Below are 20,397 nucleotides of genomic sequence, written 5' to 3'. Positions count from 1 at the left end.
ACGTGGTTTAGCGTATTCGTATGCCTGATCAAGAGCCGGAGCCGCACCAGGACGGTGCACACCAGCACGGCGCGCACGGGCGCGTGCCCACCCGCGGTGAGCGGTGGGACGCGTTCAAGCAGTCGCCCTTCCTGCCCGCGATCGTGCTGGTGTTCATCCTGGCGGCCGCCGCCGGGCTCTTCGCCGGTTCGTACACGTTCTCCATGGCGAAACCGACCCCGCACCACATCCCCACCGCGGTCGTCGACGCCAAGGACAAGGGTGACTCGGCCCGCGGCAAGGCCTTCCTCGACGGCATGGAGAAGGCGCTGAACGCCTCCCTCGAGGTGCACCGGTACGACACCCGGGAGGCGGCCCGGCTGGACGTGGAGGAGCAGAAGGTCTTCGCGATCCTCGACGTGGCCCGCGGCGGCGACAAGGTGACGCTGGACGTCTCCGGGGCGTCCGGCGCCTCCGTCGCACAGGTCCTCGCGGAGACCGCGCCGAAGGTCGGCGAGAAGGTCGGCGTCCCCGTCACGGTGAAGGACATCAAGCCGCTCCAGGAGGGCGACCCGCGCGGCCTCGCCATCTTCTACATCTCCCTCGCCGCCGTGATCATCGGCTTCGTGGGGGCGATCCAGCTGAGCGTCCACGCGCGCGGCCTGAATCCGGCGGAGCGGATCGGGTTCACCATCCTCTACGCGCTGCTCGGCGCGTTCGTCATCTCCGCGGTCGTGGACTGGTGGCTGGGCGCGCTGGACCTGCCCTTCGTGGAGTCCTGGCTGATCCTGGCGCTGACGATGTTCGCGTCGGGCATGGTCTTCACGATGTTCAACACGCTGTTCGGGCGCTGGGCGATGATCCCGACGTGGGGCCTGATGGTGCTCCTGGGGAACCCGTCGTCCGGCGGCGCGGTGTCGTGGCCGCTGCTGCCCTCCGTGCTCGGCCACATCGGGCAGTGGCTGCCGCCGGGGGCGTCGGTGAACGCGCAGCACACGGCGGTCTATTTCGGCGGCCACCAGCACGCGTTCCCGTTCCTGGTGCTCGCGGCGTGGGCGCTGGTGTCCTCGACGGTGTTCTGGGTGTGGCGGCACCGCCATCCGGGGGGCCGGGTCTCGGCACCGGCCCACGCGGGGATGTGAGAGAGGCGAGGAAGTGGCTGGGGCCGGGATCGAACCGGCGACCTATCGCTTTTCAGGCGATCGCTCGTACCAACTGAGCTACCCAGCCACGCGATCCGCGTGGAATCGCAAGCGGTCCTGACGGGATTTGAACCCGCGGCCTCCACCTTGACAGGGTGGCGAGCACTCCAAACTGCTCCACAGGACCAAGCGTTGTGCGGGCACCAGTCTCGCACAAGGTGTCGCGTGCCCCCAACGGATTCCCTCACGTGAGGGAGCCTCATCTGGCGAGTTCCTCGTCGCCGCGCAGCTGGGTGTGCGGGCTCAGCGAATGGACCAGGCCGTAGGCGCGGTCGGCCGTCTCCTGCCGGAAGTCGGGGGGATCTTCGACGGTGGCGCGTTCCAGGCCGAAGGCGAGCGTGAGTTCGTGCACGTGGAACCACGTTTGGCCGTCCGCGACGCGAGAGACGGTGACGAAGTGCGTCTCGAGGAGGGGGTCGAGGCGGTCCTCGGCCTCGACCAGGCTGAGGCCCTCGAGCGCCGCGACGGCTTGGAGCGGGAACTCGGCGGCACCCAGGTAGCAGAGCTTGCGCAGGGTGGCCCGCGCCTCGGCGGGGAGTCGGCCGTACCTGAGCGCCAGGGTGCCGCGCACGCCGCGTCCGCCGACCTCGAACTCGTCGAGGCGGGTGCCGTCATGGGTGAGCCGCTCCGCGACCTGGGAGAAGCGCTGGTCCGGCCGGGCGGCCATCCGTGCGCCGAGCGTGTCCAGAGCAAGCATGGAGCCGGCACACACTTGCAGGACCCGCCGCACCTCCTCCGGTTCCGTCCGCACCCGGGAGCGGCCCACATGGGATTCGAGCAAGGAGAGTGACTCACCGGCCGTGACCTGCCGTATGGCGATCCGGTGCGTCACCTGCGGGAGCCCGCACAGGGCGGTGCGGGCCGTGATGAGCACGGCGCACCGTGGTTCCGAGGGGAGCAGCAGCTCGACCTGGGCCGCCGCGCTCACGTTGTCCAGGATGATGAGCAGGCGCCTGCCCGCGGTCCGCGAGCGGAAGCGGACGGCTCGCTCCTGCGGCGTGCGCGGGATCTCCGCAGCACCGAGACCGAGGTCGCAGAGGAACCGGCCGAGGATCTCGTGCGCGGTGGCCGCCCCGACGCCGGGTGCGTGGAAGGCGGCGAAGAGCTGCCCGTCGGGATAGTCGACGGCTGCCCGGTGCGCCGCCTCCACCGCGATGGTGGACTTCCCGAAGCTCGGCGGCCCTGCCATGACGACGATGGGCGGGCAGTCCCGCGGCCCGTTTCCGGCGAGTGCGGCTGTCGTCGCCGCGACGTCCGTCTGCCGTACGGTGCCCGAGGCGCGGGCGGGGAGCTGGCGAGGGGCGGGTGCCGGGGACGGCCGCGCCTCGGTGGCCGGGGCGAGTGCGGGATCGTGGTTGAGGATCTGTCCGTGCAGCCGCTCCAGCTCGGGGCTCGGGGACAGGCCCATCTCTTCGGCCAGGAGAGTGCGCAGCCGGGTGAACTCCGCAAGGGCCCGGTCGATCCGGCCGGCCCGGTAGAGCGCGATCAGCTGCAGGCGGCGGAACCGTTCGGCGAGGGGATCGCTCTCCACGGCGGCCTCGATGACCGGGATGGCCAGGGCCGCCTGCCCCAGTTGCAGCTGTGCCTCGACCCAGTTCTCCAACGCCGTGCGATGCAGCCCCTCATGCCAGTTGATGACGCCGTGGACCCCGGCGGCCACCGGGTCGGGAACGGTGAGGTCCCCCCACAGTCCCACGGCACGCCTGAGCGTCCGTTCGCCCTCCCGCCACCGTCCGTCCTGTACCTCGGTGAGCCCCGCACGGCAGTTCTGCTCGAACTCGGCCAGGTCCAGGGACGCCGTGGCGGAGAGCGTGAGGCGGTAGCCGCCGTTGACGCTGACGACTGCCGCAGCGCCGGGCTCGAGCGCCTTGCGGATCACACTGACGTGGGCGCGCAGCTGCGCGTCCGCACTCTGGGGCGGAGTTCCTTCGTAGATCCCGTCGATCAACCGGTCCTTGGGGACGACCTCGCCCTGCCGCAGGGCCAGGATGCGCAGCACGTAGCCCGGCAGCTTGCAGGACAGGTCGAGGCTGCGGTCCGGCCCGTCGATGCGGACAGCCCCCAATACGCCAAGCCGAATATCCCCCGTCACGCGCAATACCTCCGTCCCCAGCGGTGTTGCTGGGGCGAAGGTAGCACTCAGGTTGAACTCATGAACTAAATATGAACTCGAGGATCGATGTATGGCCGGGCTGCCCGCACGCCGCTACCCTGCCGCACGGGACTTGGCATATGCCTCGATGATGGTGCGCTCCTGGTCGAAGAGGTCGCCGGGCAGGCGGTGGACGTCGAAATAGGAGAGTTCCAGAACCTCGCTGCGATCGGGACGGACCTCGCTCGGCAGGAGTGGCGCCGAATAGACGACCGTGACCTTGAAGATTTCGTCCCCGTTGGGGTACTTGTAGTAGAAATCCTTCCCGGAGAAGATGCCGACGAGCTCCAGCTCGCCCACCTCGATGTTGGTCTCCTCGCGGACCTCGCGCCGCCCCGTGTCCTGGATGGTCTCACCAGGCTCCATGTGGCCGCCGGGCAGGCTCCACTCACCCGTGTCGGTGCGCCGGGTGAGAAGGATCTTTCCGTCGTCCCTTTCCACGATGACGAGTGCGCCGGGAAGAAGCAGGGGTCTGGTTCCCACCAGGCCGCGCATTTCCTTGATGTAGTCCATGGCTCAACTCTCCGTGCTCGTTACGTAGGCCAAGGCGATTCGTGCGACTTCCTCGGTGAACTCGTGTCCCAGTTCGGGCAGCACGACATGGCGGGCAAGCCGACCATATCCCCGTTCCAAATCCGCGCGGACCGCGTCATGTTGAACGAATCGGTCGCGCCCCCCGGTCACCACTAATACGTCAGGTACCGCATGTCCGATATTCGGCGCCGGTATTCGACTGTCCGGAGCCGGTATCCGACCGCAGACCAGCACGGCCCGCCCGCAGAGTGACGAGCCTGCCACCGCCGCGGCGGCCACCGACGCTCCCTGGGAGAACCCCACGACGCCGGTGTGCCGCGCCTGCACCCGGTGCTGCTGCTGCAACCGTGCGATGTACTCGGCCACGGCCGGGGCGGCCCGGCGGGACCGATCCGCGATCACCGAGGGCTGCGAGGAGATCTCGAACCAGGCCCGCCCCTCCCGGGCGAACCTGGGTGTGCACGGCCCGTCCGGTCCTGCCACCACCGTGCGGGTGTCCTGACGCTCGCTGTCGCCCACGGCCGCGGTCAGGACTCCGGCCATCTCCGCCCCTGTCCCCCCGTACCCGTGCAGCGCGACGATCAGCCGGCGGTGTCTAGGCACTGACCGGCACCTCGCTCCTGGCCGCGGAGTCGTCCAGCCAGTGGAGCCACTCCACGGTGGACAACAGCGCGAACGCCAGGGTGCAGGCCGCCGCGTCACCGGCGGCCAGACGCTCCCGCAACAGCAGCATTCCGGCGGGCCGCACACCCAGCCGCCGCAGCGACTCGGTGGCGTCGGCCAGGGTCCGGTCCACCCGCGGCAGCAGGCCGCCCCGGAGCCACTGGCGAACGGGGGCGCGGAAGGGCTGCTTCGGCTGCACGCGGTAGGACGGCGGGAGCAGGTCGGCGAACGCCTCGCGCAGCGCTGCCTTCGTCTGGCTGCCGCGCACCAGCGAACGTGCCGGGTACCGCCTGGCGAGCTCGGCGACTCCACCGTGCAGGAAGGGCGTTCTGCCTTCGATGCCCTCAGCCATCAACAGGTGGTCGGTGCGGCGCAGCAGCGGTTCGAGGCTGTGCTCGTACTCGTGCTCCCGCACCACGTCGATGACGGTGGGCTCGATGCCGAGGCGTTCGGCGGCGGCCTCCCTCGACCGGCCCACCGCTCTCCTCAGTTCTCCGGTGGCGTCGGCACACGCGTCTCCTCCGAGTAGGGCGGTGACGAGTTCCAGCCGCTCGTACGGGAGGTAGAAGTCGACGGGATCGGTGAACTCACCGGCGTAGAGCGCCCGGTAGCGGTGGTAGCCCGCGAACAGCTCGTCCGCTCCTTCGCCGACCAGCAGCACCGTGATCCCAGCGGCTCCGGCCAGCTTCGCCAGTGCCCGGTACATCGGCAGGCTCGACATGGCCACCGGTTCACCGAGCGACCGGACCGCGGCTGGCAGCCCGGCGAGCAGGTCGGCCGGGCCGAACGAAGTCGAGTGGTGCTGCCAGGTGTCGATGACGGCATCGGAAAGACCCAGGTCGCTGAGGTCGCGGACCCCGTCGCCGGTGTCCTGGGGCAGGACGCTGACCGTGGGCAGATCGCGGATGCCGCGCCGCGCGAGCAGCCGGGCGACCAGGGTGGAATCCAAGCCACCGCTGACGGCGAGGCCCACACGGCGATCGGTCAGGAGCATCCGGTCGACAGCCGTCTCGAGGGCGGCCCGCAGCTCCGCCGCCTCGGGCATGCCGGGGGCACAGGGCGCCGGGCGTGCCGGGACCGACCGGGTGATCCGCCCGTCGCGCAGCGTCAGCCGCTCTCCCGGCCTGACCGCTCTGATCCCCTCGAAGAACGATCCGCCGTCGACGACCCGGCGCCCACTGAGCAGGAACTGCGCGAACGCCGCCGGTCGGACCGGAGCCCGGCCGAAGACATCCACCAGCGGCCCCACCTCGGAAGCGACCGCAACGCCTTCCGGTGCTTCGCGCAGGTAGAGAGGTTTGATGCCCAGCGGGTCGCGCACCGCTCGCAGCGTCCCGTCGGGGTCCCCGCCGACCACCGCGTACATCCCGTCCACCGCCGTGGCCGCGTCCGGCTCACCGGCCCGCCGCGCCTCTTCGAGACCGCCCTCCGGCACCACGCCGTCGGCACGGTAGACCTCCCCGTTGAACGCGAAGACGGCACCTGATCCGGCGAAGGGCACGGAATCCAGCGGTCTGCTCCGTACCCGGAGCCGGGCCATCCCCAGGGCCGCGGTCCCGTGGTCGACGAGGCCGAGGCCGTCCGGTCCGCGGTGCCGTAGCTGTTCGAGGACCCCGGCGGCGACTTCGCTCGCCGACCGCTTCCCCGCGTGCGGTCTCAGCGAGACACCCACCACGCCGCACACGGTCAGGCCCGGCTTTCGAAGACCGGCGGATCGAGCAGACTGCTGTTGTAGTCACCGGCCAGCACATGGTTGAGGTAGGTGCCGGAACCGGCGACCACCTGGTAGCTGTGCCGCACCCCCGCGGGGATGAACACCGAGGCCGGACTGAGCACCCGAAACGTCTCCTCACCCAGGTGTACGTCCACTTCGAGCCCCTGGTAGTTCTCCTGGGTGCCGAGGAAGACGAACAGGCTGTCGCAGTGGTGCACATGGCCGTCGACGTGCCCGGTGCCGTAGCTGGCGAGTTCGGGGATGCGGCGGGCGATGCAGTACTGGCCTGCGCCTGCGACGAACCTGTCGTCCACCAGGACGAACCGGTCGCCGGGCCCTGCGCGGTGGTGACGCAGTTCCGTCGCGGACACGACCGGCGGCTTGACGATCCACTCGGCCGGAGTCCTCGGCGGCCCCTCACCGCCGATGACCCGTTCGGCCCCGAAGAGTTCAGGGGCGATCCACTCGTAGGAGGCGGGATCGCGGTCCACCGCCATGAGGTGGAGCCTGGACACGTGGCGGAAGACGTTCTTGCCCACGACGGGCCGCCGGTCGTCCGGCGCCGACCGGGAGTAGGCGCCGACGCGGCGGCTGAGGTCGCGCAGCCGCCGGCCGTCCGCACACGTGCGGGTGCCCCGGTGGTCCAGGTTGGCGAGCAGCGCGCCCAGATCGACGATTCCGGCCCGCTCTCCGAGCCCGTTGACCGAGGTGGAAACCCAGGTGGCCCCGGCGTCGATGGCTGCGAGTGCGTTGGCCAGGGCGAGACCTCGGTCGTCGTGCAGGTGCACCTCGATATCGGCGTCGAGGCCGCTCGACACCAGCCTCCGCACGAGCTCGCCCGTCTTCCCCGGTTCCAGCACCCCCACGGTGTCGGCGATGCCGATCCGGCCGGCGCCCGCTCTGATCGCTCTGGTGTACGTCTCCACCAGGAGGTCGATGTCGGTACGGCTGCTGTCCTCGACGGTGAAGCGCACTTGCAGGCCCAATTGACGTGCGTATCCGACGGACTCGTCGATCTTGCGGTGCACGTCGTCTCTGCTGCAGCCGGGGAGCCTGCTGTTGAGCGAGATCTCGTTGACCCCGAGGAAGATGCCCACCCAGTCGGCGCCGGTCTTGGCCACCGCGTCGACATCGTTGTTGTTGGCCCTGGCGTGTGCGAGAACAGGCACCGCGCCACAGGCTTCCACTACCGCTGCCACCCGAAGCTGCTCATGGTGGCCGATCGCGGGGTGCCCGCATTCCACCGTGTCGACGCCGCACGCTATGAGACAGCGCGCCACTTCCACGCTCTGTTCCGTGGTGAAGGCGCCGTTGGCAGCCTGCATTCCTTCGCGCAGCGTGGCGTCGATGATGCGCACCGGCCGGTCATTCATGGTCGCCCCTCTCCGTTGCCCAAGTCGGACCAGCACCCGTCGCGCACACCCCGCCCCGGTACGCGCCGCCCTCCGTACTGCCGTACATGTCGGCGTATTCGGGCGGCAGGGCAGGACTGCCTGCGAAAGAGAGCCACAACCGCAGAAGCAACCTGCCTCCGTCAGGACCGGCGGCGTCACGGAACGCGCTCCTGGAGTGCAGGATGTGGAAATTGTTGATCCATTGGATGTCGCCCGGCTGCAGTTCCATCTGCAGCGCCACTCCGTGCCGGTGGAGCAGCTCGTCCATGAAATCCATGGCGGCGACCTGCTCGGCGGTCAGCCGCGGTGCCCGCGCATGACGCTGGGAACCCTCGACGAAGCGCCGTACGTAGCGGGCCGCGAAATCCCCCGCGAACCGGCTGAACACCGGGAGTTCACACCAGCCGGGACGGCCGGGAGGGGCCTCGCCCCGCTGGTCGTGCGGAAACGGCTCGTACAACACCGCGAGGAGATCGGGACGTTCGCGCAGTGCGAGGTTGTGGAGGGCCTTGCTCGACACCAGTTGGCTGTGTCCGCCCTCGGCCGCGGCACGGATGCACAGCAGTCCGATGACGTCCGTACGGTCGGCGTGAAAGGCGAGGGCGCTGGAACTGTGGTGGCCGCGCTGGGTGGGAACCGCGATCTTCGCCCCCTGATCCTCGACCCGGGCGATGAGGTTTCCCGCGCGTGTCTGGGAAACGGGCGGGCCGATCAACCTGCCGAACAGCGAGTACGCCGCTTCCACCAGTTCGAAGTCGGCATTCACCGGGAAACCGGTGAGCTGGACGAAGCCGGGGAAACCGGCGAGACGCCGGTGTACCTGTCCGGCCAGGGCACGCGTCGCGGGCCCGGCCCCGGGAAGCGGTGCGTCGGGGAACTTCTCCGCCGCCTTGTCGAGGGAATCACGGGCCAGCACGAGCAGTTCGTCTGCGACCTGCCGCGGAACGGGGAGGCGCCACTGTTCGGGGTCGGCGGACAGGTCCGCTCCGAGCCAGTCTCCCGCTACCGCTGTCGGTGCGGTGCGTATCCCGGTCATACGCCACTTCCCGCACGGCAATCAGTCGTGACGTCCGGATGCCGCCGGCCGGACCGGCACTGTCCAGCCGGATCACCGCGCTGGACGGACGCGGCGACGGACAGGTGGTCGCTGTAGCGCTCATGGGTGTAGTCGGCGTACTCGCCCGCGGTCAGTGCGTCTCTTATCTCTCTGATGCCGTCGACGACCCTCAGGTCCGCGTGAAACCCGATGCGCTTCTCCATTCGGTCGAAGCTGACCCGGTAATCACGTACGTCGGTGACGGCGTCCAGCGTGACGAGTTCGGAACCCGGCACTTCCGCCGCGATCTGCCGTCCTATGTCACCGAGCTGATAGCAGTCCGCGTTGGAACCGCAGTTGTACACCTGCGGTACGGGAGGTGTGGCACCTGCTTCCACCGCCAGTTGCAGTGCTTTCGCCGCGTCGTTGACGTGGAGGAACGGCCGCCATTGCTTTCCGCCGTGGACTTCGATCTTGCCGTTGCGGACCGCGTTCGCCGTCATCACGTTCACAGCGAGGTCGAATCTCATACGAGGCGCCAACCCGTACAGCGTGGCGAGCCGCACAATGACGGGCGTGAATCCGACATCCTGGCTCACCAGGAGATGGTGTTCGGCGCGGACCTTGGATTGCGCGTAATCCGAGTGCGGTTGCAGAGGCGAGTCCACGTCCGCCACATCGTCGACGACGCCGTAGTTGCTGCACGTCGAGGAGAAGACGAAGCGGGCCACCCCGGCCTTGCGGCACTCCGTGACCAGCCGCACGGTGGCCAGGTAGTTGACCTCCCAGGTCAACTGGGTATCGATGCTGCTGGCCGGATCGCCCACGACTGCTGCCAGATGGACCACAGAGTCCACGTTCTTCAGCAGCGCCGACCAATCGGCGGTGTCACGCACATCGCCTTCGACGTAGTCGACGGGGCCTCCCTCCATGCGCCGGCCCGGAACCAGTCCGTTGTCGAGAACGGTGACGTGATATCCCCCGTCTCGAACCAGCCTTTGCACCAGGGCGGATCCGACGTACCCGCAGCCTCCGGTAATCAGAACCCTTCGTCTCACGCGCCCTCCTTGGATTCTCCGGCTCCCTCGCCGTCCGGCTCGATGACAAGCACGTCAGGAACAATGGAACCCGCGTACCAGGGCTGCGCTCGGCGCAACTGTGCCCGCAGTTCCTTCTCGTCCGGCACACCGCGCGTCGTCAGCCGCGCGTGCAGCTCGATCGAGCCGTCTTCCATGTGCCGGGGAGTCAGTTCGCAACTCGTGACGCCGGGTGCGGAAAGCACCAGCCGCCTGACCATTTCCGGATCGATGGCGACCCCGCTCCGGTGCCCGTACAGCAGCGAGCCCCGCGCGCCGAGTTCCGGAATCCCCAACTCTGAGATGGGCAGGTCGGGATGTTCGGCCAGCGCGTCGAGGAACGTGAGTCCGTGGTCGAGGAGTTTCCGCGCATCCCGCTCCGCACACAGCGGGCCGCGCACGGTGAGCAGGAGGAGCGGCTCCGGCAAGTGGCGAATGGTGAGGGCCAGATCCGGCTTGCCCGCGGCCGGGTCGTATCGCATCGTCACGTTCCGCAGCTGCTCCGGAGCGGGGCCGTAGAGAAACGACGCGTGTGCGCGACGGATCGTCGGTACGTAGTTCACTTCGAAGGCGGGCTGGAACACCGAGCCGCTGGAGCGCTCCTCGGAATTGAGCCAGTCAAGGAGTGCGTTCGCGTCGTACATGGTCTTTCCGGCGGCTGCGTCGAGCACCTCGCCCGACTTCTCCACTCTCCTGCGGAGAGTGTCCTCGCGGTCCCCGTCCACGACGCAGAAGAAGGGCTGGGCGATCTGCGCGACCGCCCGGAAGTCCGCCGGCAGCGCACGATTGCCGTGGGTGGTCTTGAACGTGTGGCGATGCTGGCCCGACAACAGGCTGACCACCGTGCTGAGCGCGGCCACCCACGCGGTCTGCGGAGACACGCGCAACCTGCGGAAGGTCGCCACCAGGCGGTCCGAGGTGTCCCGGCCCAACGGCACCTGACTCACCTGAGCCTGCTCGGTCTCCGGCCGCTCCCCCGCGCCGTACGTGCACGACCGCGGGGCGTTCGCGAGCACCGATTTCCAGTACGCGGTGCTCTCCTGGACGTCCGGGTGCTCGTTGCCCTTCGCATAGGTGCTCGCCTGCGGTGTGATGCCGGGCGCGGCGCTGCCGCTCCTCCGCAGCAGCTCGGCCAGGTGCGCGGTCACCGCCTGCTTGCCGAGCGAATCGACGAAGACATGCGAAAGGCTCAGTTTGATCGCCGCTACGCGGTCCCGCTCGAGGTAGAACACCGCTTTGACGGACGACTCCCGTGGCTGGACCGGAACCGTGCCCCAGAGGTTCTCGCCGGGCTCGTAGGGCCGCGTCTCGATGCTGTCGTGGATGTCGGCGAGTGCCTCATCCGCTGACACCACCCGCTGCCGCGGGATTCCGTGGTCGTCGTGGCACAGGCGGCTGCGGAGTCCCTCGTGCGCGCTGATCAGTTCGCTCAGTGCCTGTGTCGCGGCGTCCAGGGAGATGTCCTCGACCGGCGAGAGGACGAGCGTCTGGACTCTTTCCGGCAGCTCGGCGTCAGTCCAATTGCGGTGGTTCCGCAGCTGGGATGGATTGAGTTCCAGCAGGTTGTCGTCTTCCTTCATGTCTCATCCAACTTTCCTGCAGTACGGCGGCCACTCGGCGAAACGGCGGTTACGCAGAGAACTCGATCAGGACTGCGGTCGCATCGTCCGAGGCCTTCCTGCGGGGAAATCTGGTAGCTGACTCATCGGCCAGCTCCAATGCCCTGGTCTTGTCGATGGCCTCCTGGCAACCGGTCGTTCTGAGCGATCGGTAGATTGCGTGGCGGTCGCAGTGGCCGAATATGTCGGTAAGTTGTGTCACGCCGTCAGTCAGCAGCGCCGCACCGGCGACCTCGGTCATCGCAAAGCGTCCGCTCACTGCCTCCGCGGCCACATCAGGGTCGGCGGCCACCGTAAAGAAGCCCTCCTTGGAATTCCGGAAGGCGTCACCGAATTCCTGATACTCCTTGGTGGTGCGCTCCCACTCCTCGGACCCGATGGGAAGGGCATCGAGCCGGGCCCGCCAGGCCCGCATGTCCGGCCGTTCCCTGACGTCCTCCACGCGAGTGTCGCGGAGGAAGTGCACCTCCGCCGTGGCCGCCACCGCGGTCTCCAGCATCGCCTCGCTGTCGCCGAGAACCAGGTACTCGAGGTGGTCCACGTCCCAGCGGACCGCCGCCAGCGTCGCCTGCGGGGTGCGCGGATGCCCCAGATCGCATACTCCGGAGTGCTGCTCGGTCGTCCTGGAGATCGCGTCGGCCAGACACTGGGCGAAGGGCCGGTCCATCCTGGCGGCGAGCTCCAGCAGGCTTCCGCCGACCGCGGTGGTGAACCATGGCGTGCCGTGTGAACACCCCGTTCCAGGGGCGACGGGCGCGCTGACGCCATCGAGTACGACGGCTACGCCACCGCGTCCCATGGCCGGCAGCGCGGCAGCGGCGAAATCCTCGTTCTGCACGGCTCCGAGGGAAGCCCTGCTGGCGATGTCAATGCGCATGTTTATCCCACACACTCGTTCCGGGAGAGATTACGGACCGCGGGCAGCGACAGCAGAATGAGACAGACCACGATGCCGATTCCGGTCGCGAAATGGAGTAGCTGAACAGCGCCTATGACTCCGGCCATGGGCCCGGCGAGCGCCTGCCCCACCGGCTTCATCATCAGCGAGCCTGCCGCGTCATACGCGTGCACTCGACCAAGGAACTGGACCGGTACATGCGTCTGCACGCTGGTGTGGAACATGACGCCCCAGAACGCCATGCTCGCCCCGCCGACGCAATAGCAGGCGCCGAGCATCGGAGCCGACAGGTGGTCGAATGACGAACTCAGTGGAATCAGCACGTAGAAGAACATCGCGACGGTGGCCGCACGAAGCGGTCGCATCGGACGCAGTTTGATCGCGAGCACCCCACCCAGGACGCTGCCGAGGCCCATGGCGGACATGACCAGGCCGAAGGTCGAAGCGCCGAGCCGGTCGACCAGGAGGCCGTTGGTGAGGGTCAGGGTCGGCCCCCAGGAGCCCAGCTGGAACAGCATCCAGACCGCTACGACCTGCCACAGCCACCGCCGCGCCACGAACTCGCGCCAGCCCACGAAGAGATCGCCGCGCAGCGAGGTCTTCGGTCCATCACGCGCGGGCAGGGGCGCCAAGCGCAGCAGCAGCAGGCAGCAGCCGCTGGCCCCGAACGTCAGGGCATCGAAGGCGATCACGGCGGCGGGTTCCATCAGCGCCAGCAGCCCACCGGCGACCGCCGGACCGAAGACGACGGTGGACGACTCCGCGATGCGCAGGACCGCGTTGGCTCGCTGCACGTCGGACGCGAGCCTGGGGGTCACGCTGGCCACGCCCGGCTGGAACAGCGCACCGCCGGTGCCGAGCATGGCCAGCAGGGCGAGGATCACCCAGAGCGGCGGGGGCCCGGCCAGCAGCAGGCCTGCCAGGACGAGTTGGACGGCCAGGCGCACGAAGTCCGCGAAGATCATCAGTCGCCGCGCGCCGAGCCGGTCCGACAGCACCCCGCCGAAGACCATGAATCCCGCGAACGGCGCCAGATGCGCCGCCAGCCCGTATCCCACGCCCGAGATGCCGTAGCCCGCCTCCAGCATGGCGGCGGTGATCGCGACCGGGAGTGCCGCGTCTCCCAGCAGCGACGTGGTCCTGGCCGTGAAGAAGAGCCGGAAGTCCCGAACCCAGAGCGTGGGATCGGCGTTCCGCTCCGCGACCTGGACCCCGTCGTCGGTCACCTGGACTCCGTCGTGGCTCCAGCTGCGGCGAGGGAACGTACCTGGTCGAGCGTCATGACGTCACGCTCACGGAAATTCGCCGCGGCGCTGTCCGCGAAGACGACGACCATGCCCCTGCGGTCCTCGTCGGACGTGTTCGGTTCACTTCCGTGCACGAAGGTGGATTCCCACATCGCGGCATCGCCGGGCTTGAGCAGGAAGTCGTGCCGCTCGGCGAGTTCGGGCACCTTGTAACTCAGGGTCTCGTGCCACGGGTGATCGGGGTCGTCGCGGTGTTCGATCACGCCGTGGACATGCGAGCCCGGATAGCCGTGCAGGCCGCCGTTGGCAGGCGACACGTCGGTCAGGGCGCACCACATGTTGAACGAGCCGGGGAGGTGGCGGTCCCACAGGGCTTGATCCTGATGAGGCGCGACGTGGGTGCCGATGCGGGCCGGCTTGAGGAAGGCCGCGTGGAGGATCACCACGGCACTCGGACCTATGAGCGTTTCCGCCAGGTCGAGCGCCCCCATCCGGTGGAGGATCGGCGCGAAGAGCTTCTTGTCGTTCCACAGGAGCCGACGCAGTTTGCGCAACCTGCGTGTTTCGCCCTGCTCGTCGTACTGCGCCTGGTAGCCCGGCGGAATCCGGTCCGACGCGTCCAGTTTGTCGAAGTGCTCGAGTACGGCCAGCCGGTCACTGTCACTCAGGCGGGGTCCGAGTTCGAGGAAGCCGTTCCGTCGGAACTTGGCCCAGTCCAGGTCGAAGCTTGTTGCGGTCATGTTCACTCCTTGGCGTCAGGCGTGTTCAGCGCATGCCATCGCGCGTGGGCGGCGCGACGGTCGATCTTGTGCTGTGCCAGTCGGGGAAGTGGTTCCGTCGTTTTGACGATGCGGCGCGGTGTCCGCTGGTGCCCCAACTCCAGAGAGAGGTGTTTACGTAGGTCTGCGGTCGTGGTTTCCGCATCCGGTCCTGGTGCCATTCGCACGAGCAGCCCCACATCCTCACCGGCGGGCAGCTGAAGTCGGACGGCCGCCGCCTCCAGTACCCCGGGATGCCCGTTGGCCGCCTCTTCGATCTCGTGCAGGTAGACGGTGAATGCCCCTCTGAGCACCACGTCCTTGTGCCGACCGGTGATCCGGTAGCGGCCGCTCGCGTCCCTGCTGGCAAGGTCGCCGGTTCTGACCCAGCCCTCCCGGAACAGTTCCTTGTTCGCGGCGTCGTTCGCGTAATAGCCGTGGCTCACCGCAGGCCCGTGCAGTTCGAGTTCGCCTTCGCCCGGGCCGACGACGATGCTGCCGTCCGCCGACCGCAGTCTCGCTTCCACGGTCGCGGGCCGGCCTATGGAATGGGTCGCAAGACCGTCAGGTCCGATGTCGCCGAAGAAGGCGGCGAAGGAGACTTCGGTGAGGCCGTAGACATTCAGGAGTACGGCCCGGCAGTTCTGCTGGACGGCCCGCTGCGACTGCTCGAAGAGGGGTGCGCCGCCCGACAGACAGGCGATGGTGTCCCCCTGTCCGGCTCCGGGATCCACCGACATCTTGGTGAGGAGATCGACGAGCGGCGGGACCAGGTAGGTGACGTCGACGTCATGTTCTCTGAGCCTCGCCCAATAGCCTTTCGCCGAGGCGAGGGAGAGCTCGGGAAGGACCGTGACCGGTATTCCCATGACGGCGGGCCACAGGTAGTTCATACCGAGGATGCCAAGACCTGACAGACGCATGGTGACGCCGAAGCGGCGGCGTTCCTGCCCCAGGAGCGCGGTCAGCGCGGCACCGCCGGACCGATAGGCATGGAGCAGCTGACCGTGCGACAGCACCACTCCCCTCGGGTCACTGGTGGAGCCCGAGGTGTAGCTGAGCAGCGCGGTGTCCCCCGGTAACGGTGGCGGATCCGCACCGACGGCCGGAGCTCTCTCGCAGGTACCACGGGCCGCGTCGAAGATCGTCTCCACGGCACTCAGTCGCAGCACCGAGCGTGTGGTGGCGCGCCCCCATTGGCTGTCCAGGAGGACCGGCACGCCGCCCACCTGCCAGACGGCGAGCACACCGGGAAGAACGTCCGGGTGGTCGATCATGACCACGGCGCAGCGGCCGCCCGGCCCGAGTCCGGCCGCCCGCAGCTTCGATGCGAGCTCCCGGCCGCGCTCCAGCAGCTCACGCCAGGTCAGCGTGGTCCCTTCGTAGGGAGCGCGGGCGTAGACGAGCGCCTCGCCGTCCGGCGTACTCGCCGCCTGACGTTCGTAGACCCCCAGCAGGGTGTCCGCACTCATGCCGGGAGCTCCGCCGGGGCCCACCGCACCTTGCCGCCGTGCGGTGTGCACCGGGCGAGCAGGAGGCGCCGCCCGTCGGGCCACAGCTCGCAGCTCACCTCGACCACGGCCGAGTCGTCCTCGCTCGGCTCCATGGAGATCCAGGCCAGCGGCCGGTCGGCGGGGGTACCGGCGCCGTGGGCGCGGACGACGTCCGCGAACTTGGCGCGTTCGGCGTCGTCGAAGTACGTGAGGACCATGGAGTGGTAGAGCACGGTGGCCTGGCCCGCCGGTCGGGTGGCGAGCTGCCGAGAGGCCCACGAGCAGGCCTCGTCCGCATCGATCGGGACGGCGGGGGCGGATCGTGCGATGTCGAGCGCCGCGTTGAGCCGGGTCATGCGCTCGACGTGCTCCGGCCACACGAACGACCTCAGGAGGTTCATGCACCTCGGGTCCCGCGCGTCGATCGGGTTGAGGTCGCAGCCTCGGCGTTCGACGACCTCCGGGGCTCCGGCCGGCGGATCGCCCTCCTTGAACTGCCCGGTCAGCCGCAAGGCCGAGCGCGGGGGCCCCCAGCTCCGGTCGCCCGCGGCGACGAAGTACCGGTCGATGAGGAGGTTGAGCCCGGCGCTGGCACCGACCTCGAGCAGCCGGACCGGCATTCCTGTCGCCTCGGCCACGTAGTTGATCGCGGCGGACAGCGGAGCCGCCCGCCCCACCTCATTGGTCTGCACACTGGCGGACATCTCCCGCCGCACCGCCGGCAACCGGTCCTGGAGGAAGGCCAGGAACGCCGGAACGAGCCGATCGACATCGCACTGCCCGCCGTAGACCGGGTAGTAGTCCGTGATCCAGGAGGCGTTCTCCGCCAGGGCCACCCGGTTGACCGCGCCCAGCAGCCTGAGGCATTGGGCGGACTGGACGGGGTCGTGCGTGTCCGAGGTGAGCAGCTCGGTGAGCCGAGGGTCGCGACCGAGCTGGTCCATCACCGCGGTGATCATTCCGACGTAGCCGACCGACCCGGCCTGCCTGCAGATCTCCCGCTGCCAGGCCCAGCCCGCGTGCACCTGCTCCACGGTGAGTGTCATGCCGACTGCACCAGCTTGTACGCGTTGCGCAGCGTGGAGATCGACTCCGGACTGGCCTCCTCCGGATCAATCGGCGCGCCTCTGACTTCCTCTATGAAGAAGAAGAACTCCAGTGTCGACAGTGAGTCGAGCAGGCCGGAGTCCAGAAGTTCGGTGTCCGAGGCGAGCTCCAGGTCGGCCTCGCCCAGAATCTCGCGTAGATACTTCTTGCTCTCCTCGTAGAACGTCTCTTCATCCATCGTCGTTCTCCTCCCCGCGTCAGCTGCCTACCGGCCTCAGGGACGGTACGGAGTACTCACCGGCTGCTGCACGGTACCGACGGCGCGCATGACCGTTGAATGATCGTTAGCACGCGGTTCGGGGAGGGTGGCGGACCTGGCGCGCGGCCGGGGTGGAGCGCGCAACGAAAAAGTCCCGGACGGCATGCCGTCCGGGACTTTCCTACTCTGGTGGCTGGGGCCGGGATCGAACCGGCGACCTATCGCTTTTCAGGCGATCGCTCGTACCAACTGAGCTACCCAGCCACGCAGCTCACCGAAGTGATCTGCAAGCGGTCCTGACGGGATTTGAACCCGCGGCCTCCACCTTGACAGGGTGGCGAGCACTCCAAACTGCTCCACAGGACCATGATGTGCAGAAACGCGCACTGCACATGGTGTTGCGTGCCCCCAACGGGATTCGAACCCGTGCTACCGCCTTGAAAGGGCGGCGTCCTGGGCCACTAGACGATGAGGGCTAAGAGGCCCGCCTGGGCGCTTTGCAGCGCGTCGGGGACGTGAGAAGCATATGGGATGCGGGGAGGTAACGCCAAAACGCTTATCCGGGCCCCGGGGACGGGCCCTGCGCGGACCGGTCGGATGAGGGGGTGGGGGAGGTCGGGGCGAGGGGTGCGCCGGGGCGGTTCTCCTTGGGGAGATGGCGGCTGACCTCCGCCTTCGTCAGGCCGAGGCCGCCCAGCCTGATCTCGTCCCAGGCCTGCAGCCGTTTGGTCGTACGGTCCAGGTAGAGGACCGACGCCTCGACCGGGTCGGGGTGCTCGTCGTCGACCGCGCGCAGCCCGCTGCCGCCCGTCGACCCCTCGACACGCAGCCGGGTGCCCTTCTCCATGACCTCCATCTCCTGGCGGTGGATGTGCCCCGCGAGGACGAGCGGCACCTCGCCGTCCGTCTCGCGCGCCGCCGTCGGGTTGTGGGCGACGGCCACGTCGACCGGGGTGCCCGCCGCCCGCTCGGCGCGCAGGGCGGACGCGAGCCGTATGCCCGCGAGGTGCTCGACCGCGTCGCCGCCCGCCTTCTCCGAGCGGTCCGGCGTGTACTGCGGGTCGCCGACGCCGGCGAAGCGCAGGCCCGCGACGGTCTCGGCCCTGCCGTCGTCGAGGACGTGGACGTTCTTGAAGCGCTCCAGGTAGCGCTGGGTGGTGTGCGAGTCGTGGTTGCCGCGCACCCACACGTAGGGCGCGCCGAGGTCCGCGATCGGATCCAGGAAGCCGTTCTCGGTGGCCGAGCCGTGGTCCATGGTGTCGCCCGAGTCGACGATGACGTCGATGCCGTACTGGGTGACCAGGGAAGAAATGATCTTCCAGCTCGCCGGGTTCAGATGGATGTCCGAGACGTGCAGGACGCGCATCGTGGTGGGGTCGGGCCGGTACGCGGGGAGGGTGGACGTCACGTCGTAGAGCTTGGTGACGTTGGTGACCAGACGCGCCAACTCCTGCTGGTAGACGTCGAATTCGCTGACGATGCTGCGGGCGTCACCGACGACGGAGGGGGCGCTGCTGAGCAGTCCCGAGAACTTCGGCTCCAGGACGGACTTCGGGTTCCAGGTGGCGTACGCGGCCGTGCCGGACGCCCCGAGGAGGGCGAGTGCGAGGCCGCCGGCGGCCAGGGCGCGGCGCGGGCGGCGGTAGACGGCGAGGCCCAGCGCGGTCGCGCCGGAGACGACGGCGACGCAGGAGCGCACGGCGAGGTCGAGCGTGCCGTGGCCGACGTCGCGCGCCACCTCGTCCTGGAGGCCGGAGAGCCGCTCGGGGTGGTCGACCAGGGCCTGGGAGCGCACCGGGTCCAGGCGGTCCACGTCGACGTCCAGGCGGATGGGGGCCGTGTGGGAGCGGAGTTCCAGGGCGCCGAGCGGCGAGACGTTGATCTTCGTGCCGCCGGAGACGGAGGGGCGCAGGGTCATGCGGGTGTCCATCGGGCCGACGGGCGCGCGCACGCTGCCGACGATGAGGAGCCCGAGCCAGGCGCCGAGCAGGACGACCGTGATCAGGCCGAGGGCGCGTGCGTACGGGTGGGGCGGGCTGACCAGCTCGTTGACGGGGTGGGTGCGGCGAGCGCGGTAGTGGCCTACGAGGGCGCGGCCCGCCCTGCGTACGCCCTGGGGTACGACGGTGAAGTCGCGGGCCATTGGTCCCGTATGCCCAATTGGAGCGGTCGGTATGCCGGGACGGGACGAGGGGCGTGGCCGACAATGGGGGTGTGCTGGAGATGACGCGCGAGGAGTTCGAGGAACTGGTCGGCGAGGCGCTCGACCGGATTCCGCCGGAGTTGACCCGGCTGATGGACAACGTGGCGGTGTTCGTCGAGGACGAGCCGCCGGCCGAGGATCCCGAGTTGCTCGGGCTGTACGAGGGGACGCCGCTGACCGACCGGGGCGAGTGGTACGCCGGGGTGCTGCCGGACCGCATCACCATCTACCGGGGGCCGACGCTGCGCATGTGCGAGTCGCGCGAGGACGTCGTCGCCGAGACGGAGATCACGGTGGTGCACGAGGTCGCCCACCATTTCGGGATCGACGACGAGCGGCTGCACGCGCTGGGGTACGGGTGAGCGCAGGCGTACGACCGGGGGCGCGGGGCGCGGTGCGGGGCGGGGCTCCGGCGCGCGCCGTCCGTGTCCTCTTGCGGGCCGGGGGAGTTGGGCAGGGCGTCTCGACACTCAGCGCCTCAGGAGGTGCTCGGCCGTGCGCCAGTTGTACGTTCCCGTCCGTTGGGCCGCGGTCGCGGTGGCCGTAGCGGCGACCGCGGGCTGCATGAGCATCGGTGACGACGGGAACGGCCCGGCGCCGGACCGTTCCGCGGGCCGGCACGGCGGTGCGGCCGCACCCGACGGCGGTCCCGTGACGCAAGGCGGTGACGTCGACGAGGAGGACGGGCGCGGGCGGGGCGGCGGCAGCGGCAAGGGCAAGAAGCAGGGCAAGGGCCGGTCGGCCCACGGGGGCGGCGCCGAGCGGGGTGCCGCAGAGCCCTCGGAGTCCTCGGCGGCGACGGAGCCCGGGAAGCCCGCGAAGCCCGGCGGTCCCGGCAGGCCGACCCCGACGCGGCCGAAGCCCACGCCGACGCGGACGACCGCGCCGCCGGACCCGCCGAAGCCCACACCGACCCCGACGCCGGATCCGACGACTCCCGAGCCGTCGTCGTCGGAGGGGTCGGGGCAGGACCCGCAGCTGCAGCGGCGCAACGCGGAGATCGTGGGGCGCGAGCCGTCGCCCCAGGTGGGCCCTTATTAGCTGGTGGAGACCCCTCCGCACCCCCTCGGCACCCGCCCCCGGACACCCCTCCCGGGTACCCCTGAGAGGGGGCGGTTTGCCA

Annotated in this window: 18 protein-coding genes and 5 tRNA genes; 3 read left to right on the top strand and 20 right to left on the bottom strand. The window is 69.3% G+C overall.

What is annotated here, in order from left to right:
- Positions 1-20: 20 nt before the first annotated feature.
- Positions 21-1,121: an ABC transporter permease gene (locus NOO62_RS19190; RefSeq protein ID WP_268772116.1), complete on the top strand. Its 1,101-nt coding sequence runs from the start codon at positions 21-23 to the stop codon at positions 1,119-1,121.
- 14 nt (positions 1,122-1,135) lie between these two features.
- Here the strand turns inward: NOO62_RS19190 and NOO62_RS19185 are convergent.
- From NOO62_RS19185 to NOO62_RS19090, 20 genes are all read right to left on the bottom strand, one after another.
- Positions 1,136-1,209 (bottom strand) — tRNA-Phe (locus NOO62_RS19185).
- Between the two features lie 24 nt (positions 1,210-1,233).
- Positions 1,234-1,308, bottom strand: a tRNA-Asp gene (locus NOO62_RS19180).
- 72 nt (positions 1,309-1,380) lie between these two features.
- Positions 1,381-3,246, bottom strand: coding sequence for a BTAD domain-containing putative transcriptional regulator (locus tag NOO62_RS19175; protein ID WP_268772115.1), 1,866 nt, complete (start codon positions 3,244-3,246; stop codon positions 1,381-1,383).
- Between the two features lie 141 nt (positions 3,247-3,387).
- Positions 3,388-3,846, bottom strand: a complete 459-nt coding sequence (locus NOO62_RS19170) for an NUDIX hydrolase (protein ID WP_268772114.1) — start codon at positions 3,844-3,846, stop codon at positions 3,388-3,390.
- A gap of 3 nt (positions 3,847-3,849) precedes the next feature.
- Complete coding sequence (locus tag NOO62_RS19165) at positions 3,850-4,470, bottom strand: alpha/beta hydrolase (protein ID WP_268772112.1); 621 nt, start codon at positions 4,468-4,470, stop codon at positions 3,850-3,852.
- Entirely contained in the window at positions 4,463-6,205 is a 1,743-nt protein-coding gene (locus NOO62_RS19160) for an asparagine synthetase B family protein (protein WP_268772111.1), read from the bottom strand. The genes NOO62_RS19165 and NOO62_RS19160 overlap by 8 nt, the downstream gene beginning before the upstream one ends.
- 11 nt (positions 6,206-6,216) lie before the next feature.
- A complete protein-coding gene (locus NOO62_RS19155) occupies positions 6,217-7,617 on the bottom strand; it encodes a hypothetical protein (protein WP_268772110.1) in 1,401 nt (466 codons plus the stop codon).
- A complete protein-coding gene (locus tag NOO62_RS19150; protein WP_268772109.1) occupies positions 7,610-8,674 on the bottom strand; it encodes a TauD/TfdA family dioxygenase in 1,065 nt (354 codons plus the stop codon). Before NOO62_RS19150 ends, NOO62_RS19155 begins: the two co-directional genes overlap by 8 nt.
- The gene (locus tag NOO62_RS19145) at positions 8,671-9,732 is read right to left on the bottom strand and encodes an NAD-dependent epimerase/dehydratase family protein (RefSeq protein ID WP_268772108.1); all 1,062 of its coding nucleotides are present in this window, start codon (positions 9,730-9,732) and stop codon (positions 8,671-8,673) included. The genes NOO62_RS19150 and NOO62_RS19145 overlap by 4 nt, the downstream gene beginning before the upstream one ends.
- Positions 9,729-11,330, bottom strand: coding sequence for a condensation domain-containing protein (locus NOO62_RS19140; protein ID WP_268772107.1), 1,602 nt, complete (start codon positions 11,328-11,330; stop codon positions 9,729-9,731). Before NOO62_RS19140 ends, NOO62_RS19145 begins: the two co-directional genes overlap by 4 nt.
- A gap of 49 nt (positions 11,331-11,379) precedes the next feature.
- Complete coding sequence (locus tag NOO62_RS19135) at positions 11,380-12,207, bottom strand: hypothetical protein (RefSeq protein WP_268772106.1); 828 nt, start codon at positions 12,205-12,207, stop codon at positions 11,380-11,382.
- 41 nt (positions 12,208-12,248) lie between these two features.
- Positions 12,249-13,493, bottom strand: coding sequence for an MFS transporter (locus NOO62_RS19130; RefSeq protein WP_268772105.1), 1,245 nt, complete (start codon positions 13,491-13,493; stop codon positions 12,249-12,251).
- Positions 13,490-14,254 (bottom strand): phytanoyl-CoA dioxygenase family protein, encoded by a 765-nt coding sequence (locus NOO62_RS19125; RefSeq protein ID WP_268772104.1) that lies wholly within the window; start codon positions 14,252-14,254, stop codon positions 13,490-13,492. Before NOO62_RS19125 ends, NOO62_RS19130 begins: the two co-directional genes overlap by 4 nt.
- Before the next feature lie 2 nt (positions 14,255-14,256).
- Positions 14,257-15,744 (bottom strand): class I adenylate-forming enzyme family protein, encoded by a 1,488-nt coding sequence (locus NOO62_RS19120; protein ID WP_268772103.1) that lies wholly within the window; start codon positions 15,742-15,744, stop codon positions 14,257-14,259.
- The gene (locus tag NOO62_RS19115; RefSeq protein ID WP_268772102.1) at positions 15,741-16,811 is read right to left on the bottom strand and encodes a DUF2332 domain-containing protein; all 1,071 of its coding nucleotides are present in this window, start codon (positions 16,809-16,811) and stop codon (positions 15,741-15,743) included. The genes NOO62_RS19120 and NOO62_RS19115 overlap by 4 nt, the downstream gene beginning before the upstream one ends.
- Positions 16,808-17,050, bottom strand: a complete 243-nt coding sequence (locus NOO62_RS19110; protein ID WP_268772101.1) for a phosphopantetheine-binding protein — start codon at positions 17,048-17,050, stop codon at positions 16,808-16,810. The genes NOO62_RS19115 and NOO62_RS19110 overlap by 4 nt, the downstream gene beginning before the upstream one ends.
- A 208-nt stretch (positions 17,051-17,258) precedes the next feature.
- Positions 17,259-17,335: transfer RNA gene (locus tag NOO62_RS19105), tRNA-Phe, on the bottom strand.
- A 27-nt stretch (positions 17,336-17,362) separates the two neighbouring features.
- Positions 17,363-17,437 (bottom strand) — tRNA-Asp (locus NOO62_RS19100).
- 37 nt (positions 17,438-17,474) lie between these two features.
- Positions 17,475-17,547 (bottom strand) — tRNA-Glu (locus tag NOO62_RS19095).
- An 80-nt stretch (positions 17,548-17,627) separates the two neighbouring features.
- Entirely contained in the window at positions 17,628-19,214 is a 1,587-nt protein-coding gene (locus NOO62_RS19090; protein WP_268772100.1) for a metallophosphoesterase family protein, read from the bottom strand.
- Positions 19,215-19,285: 71 nt separating this feature from the next.
- On the opposite strand from NOO62_RS19090, the gene NOO62_RS19085 reads away from it, so the two are divergent.
- The gene (locus NOO62_RS19085) at positions 19,286-19,636 is read left to right on the top strand and encodes a metallopeptidase family protein (RefSeq protein WP_055569865.1); all 351 of its coding nucleotides are present in this window, start codon (positions 19,286-19,288) and stop codon (positions 19,634-19,636) included.
- A 133-nt stretch (positions 19,637-19,769) separates the two neighbouring features.
- Positions 19,770-20,315, top strand: a complete 546-nt coding sequence (locus tag NOO62_RS19080) for a hypothetical protein (RefSeq protein WP_268772099.1) — start codon at positions 19,770-19,772, stop codon at positions 20,313-20,315.
- Positions 20,316-20,397: the final 82 nt, after the last annotated feature.

The sequence above is a fragment of the Streptomyces sp. Je 1-369 genome, from assembly GCF_026810505.1.
Classification (GTDB): Bacteria; Actinomycetota; Actinomycetes; order Streptomycetales; family Streptomycetaceae; genus Streptomyces.
This window is presented reverse-complemented; position numbering and strand designations above follow the sequence as displayed.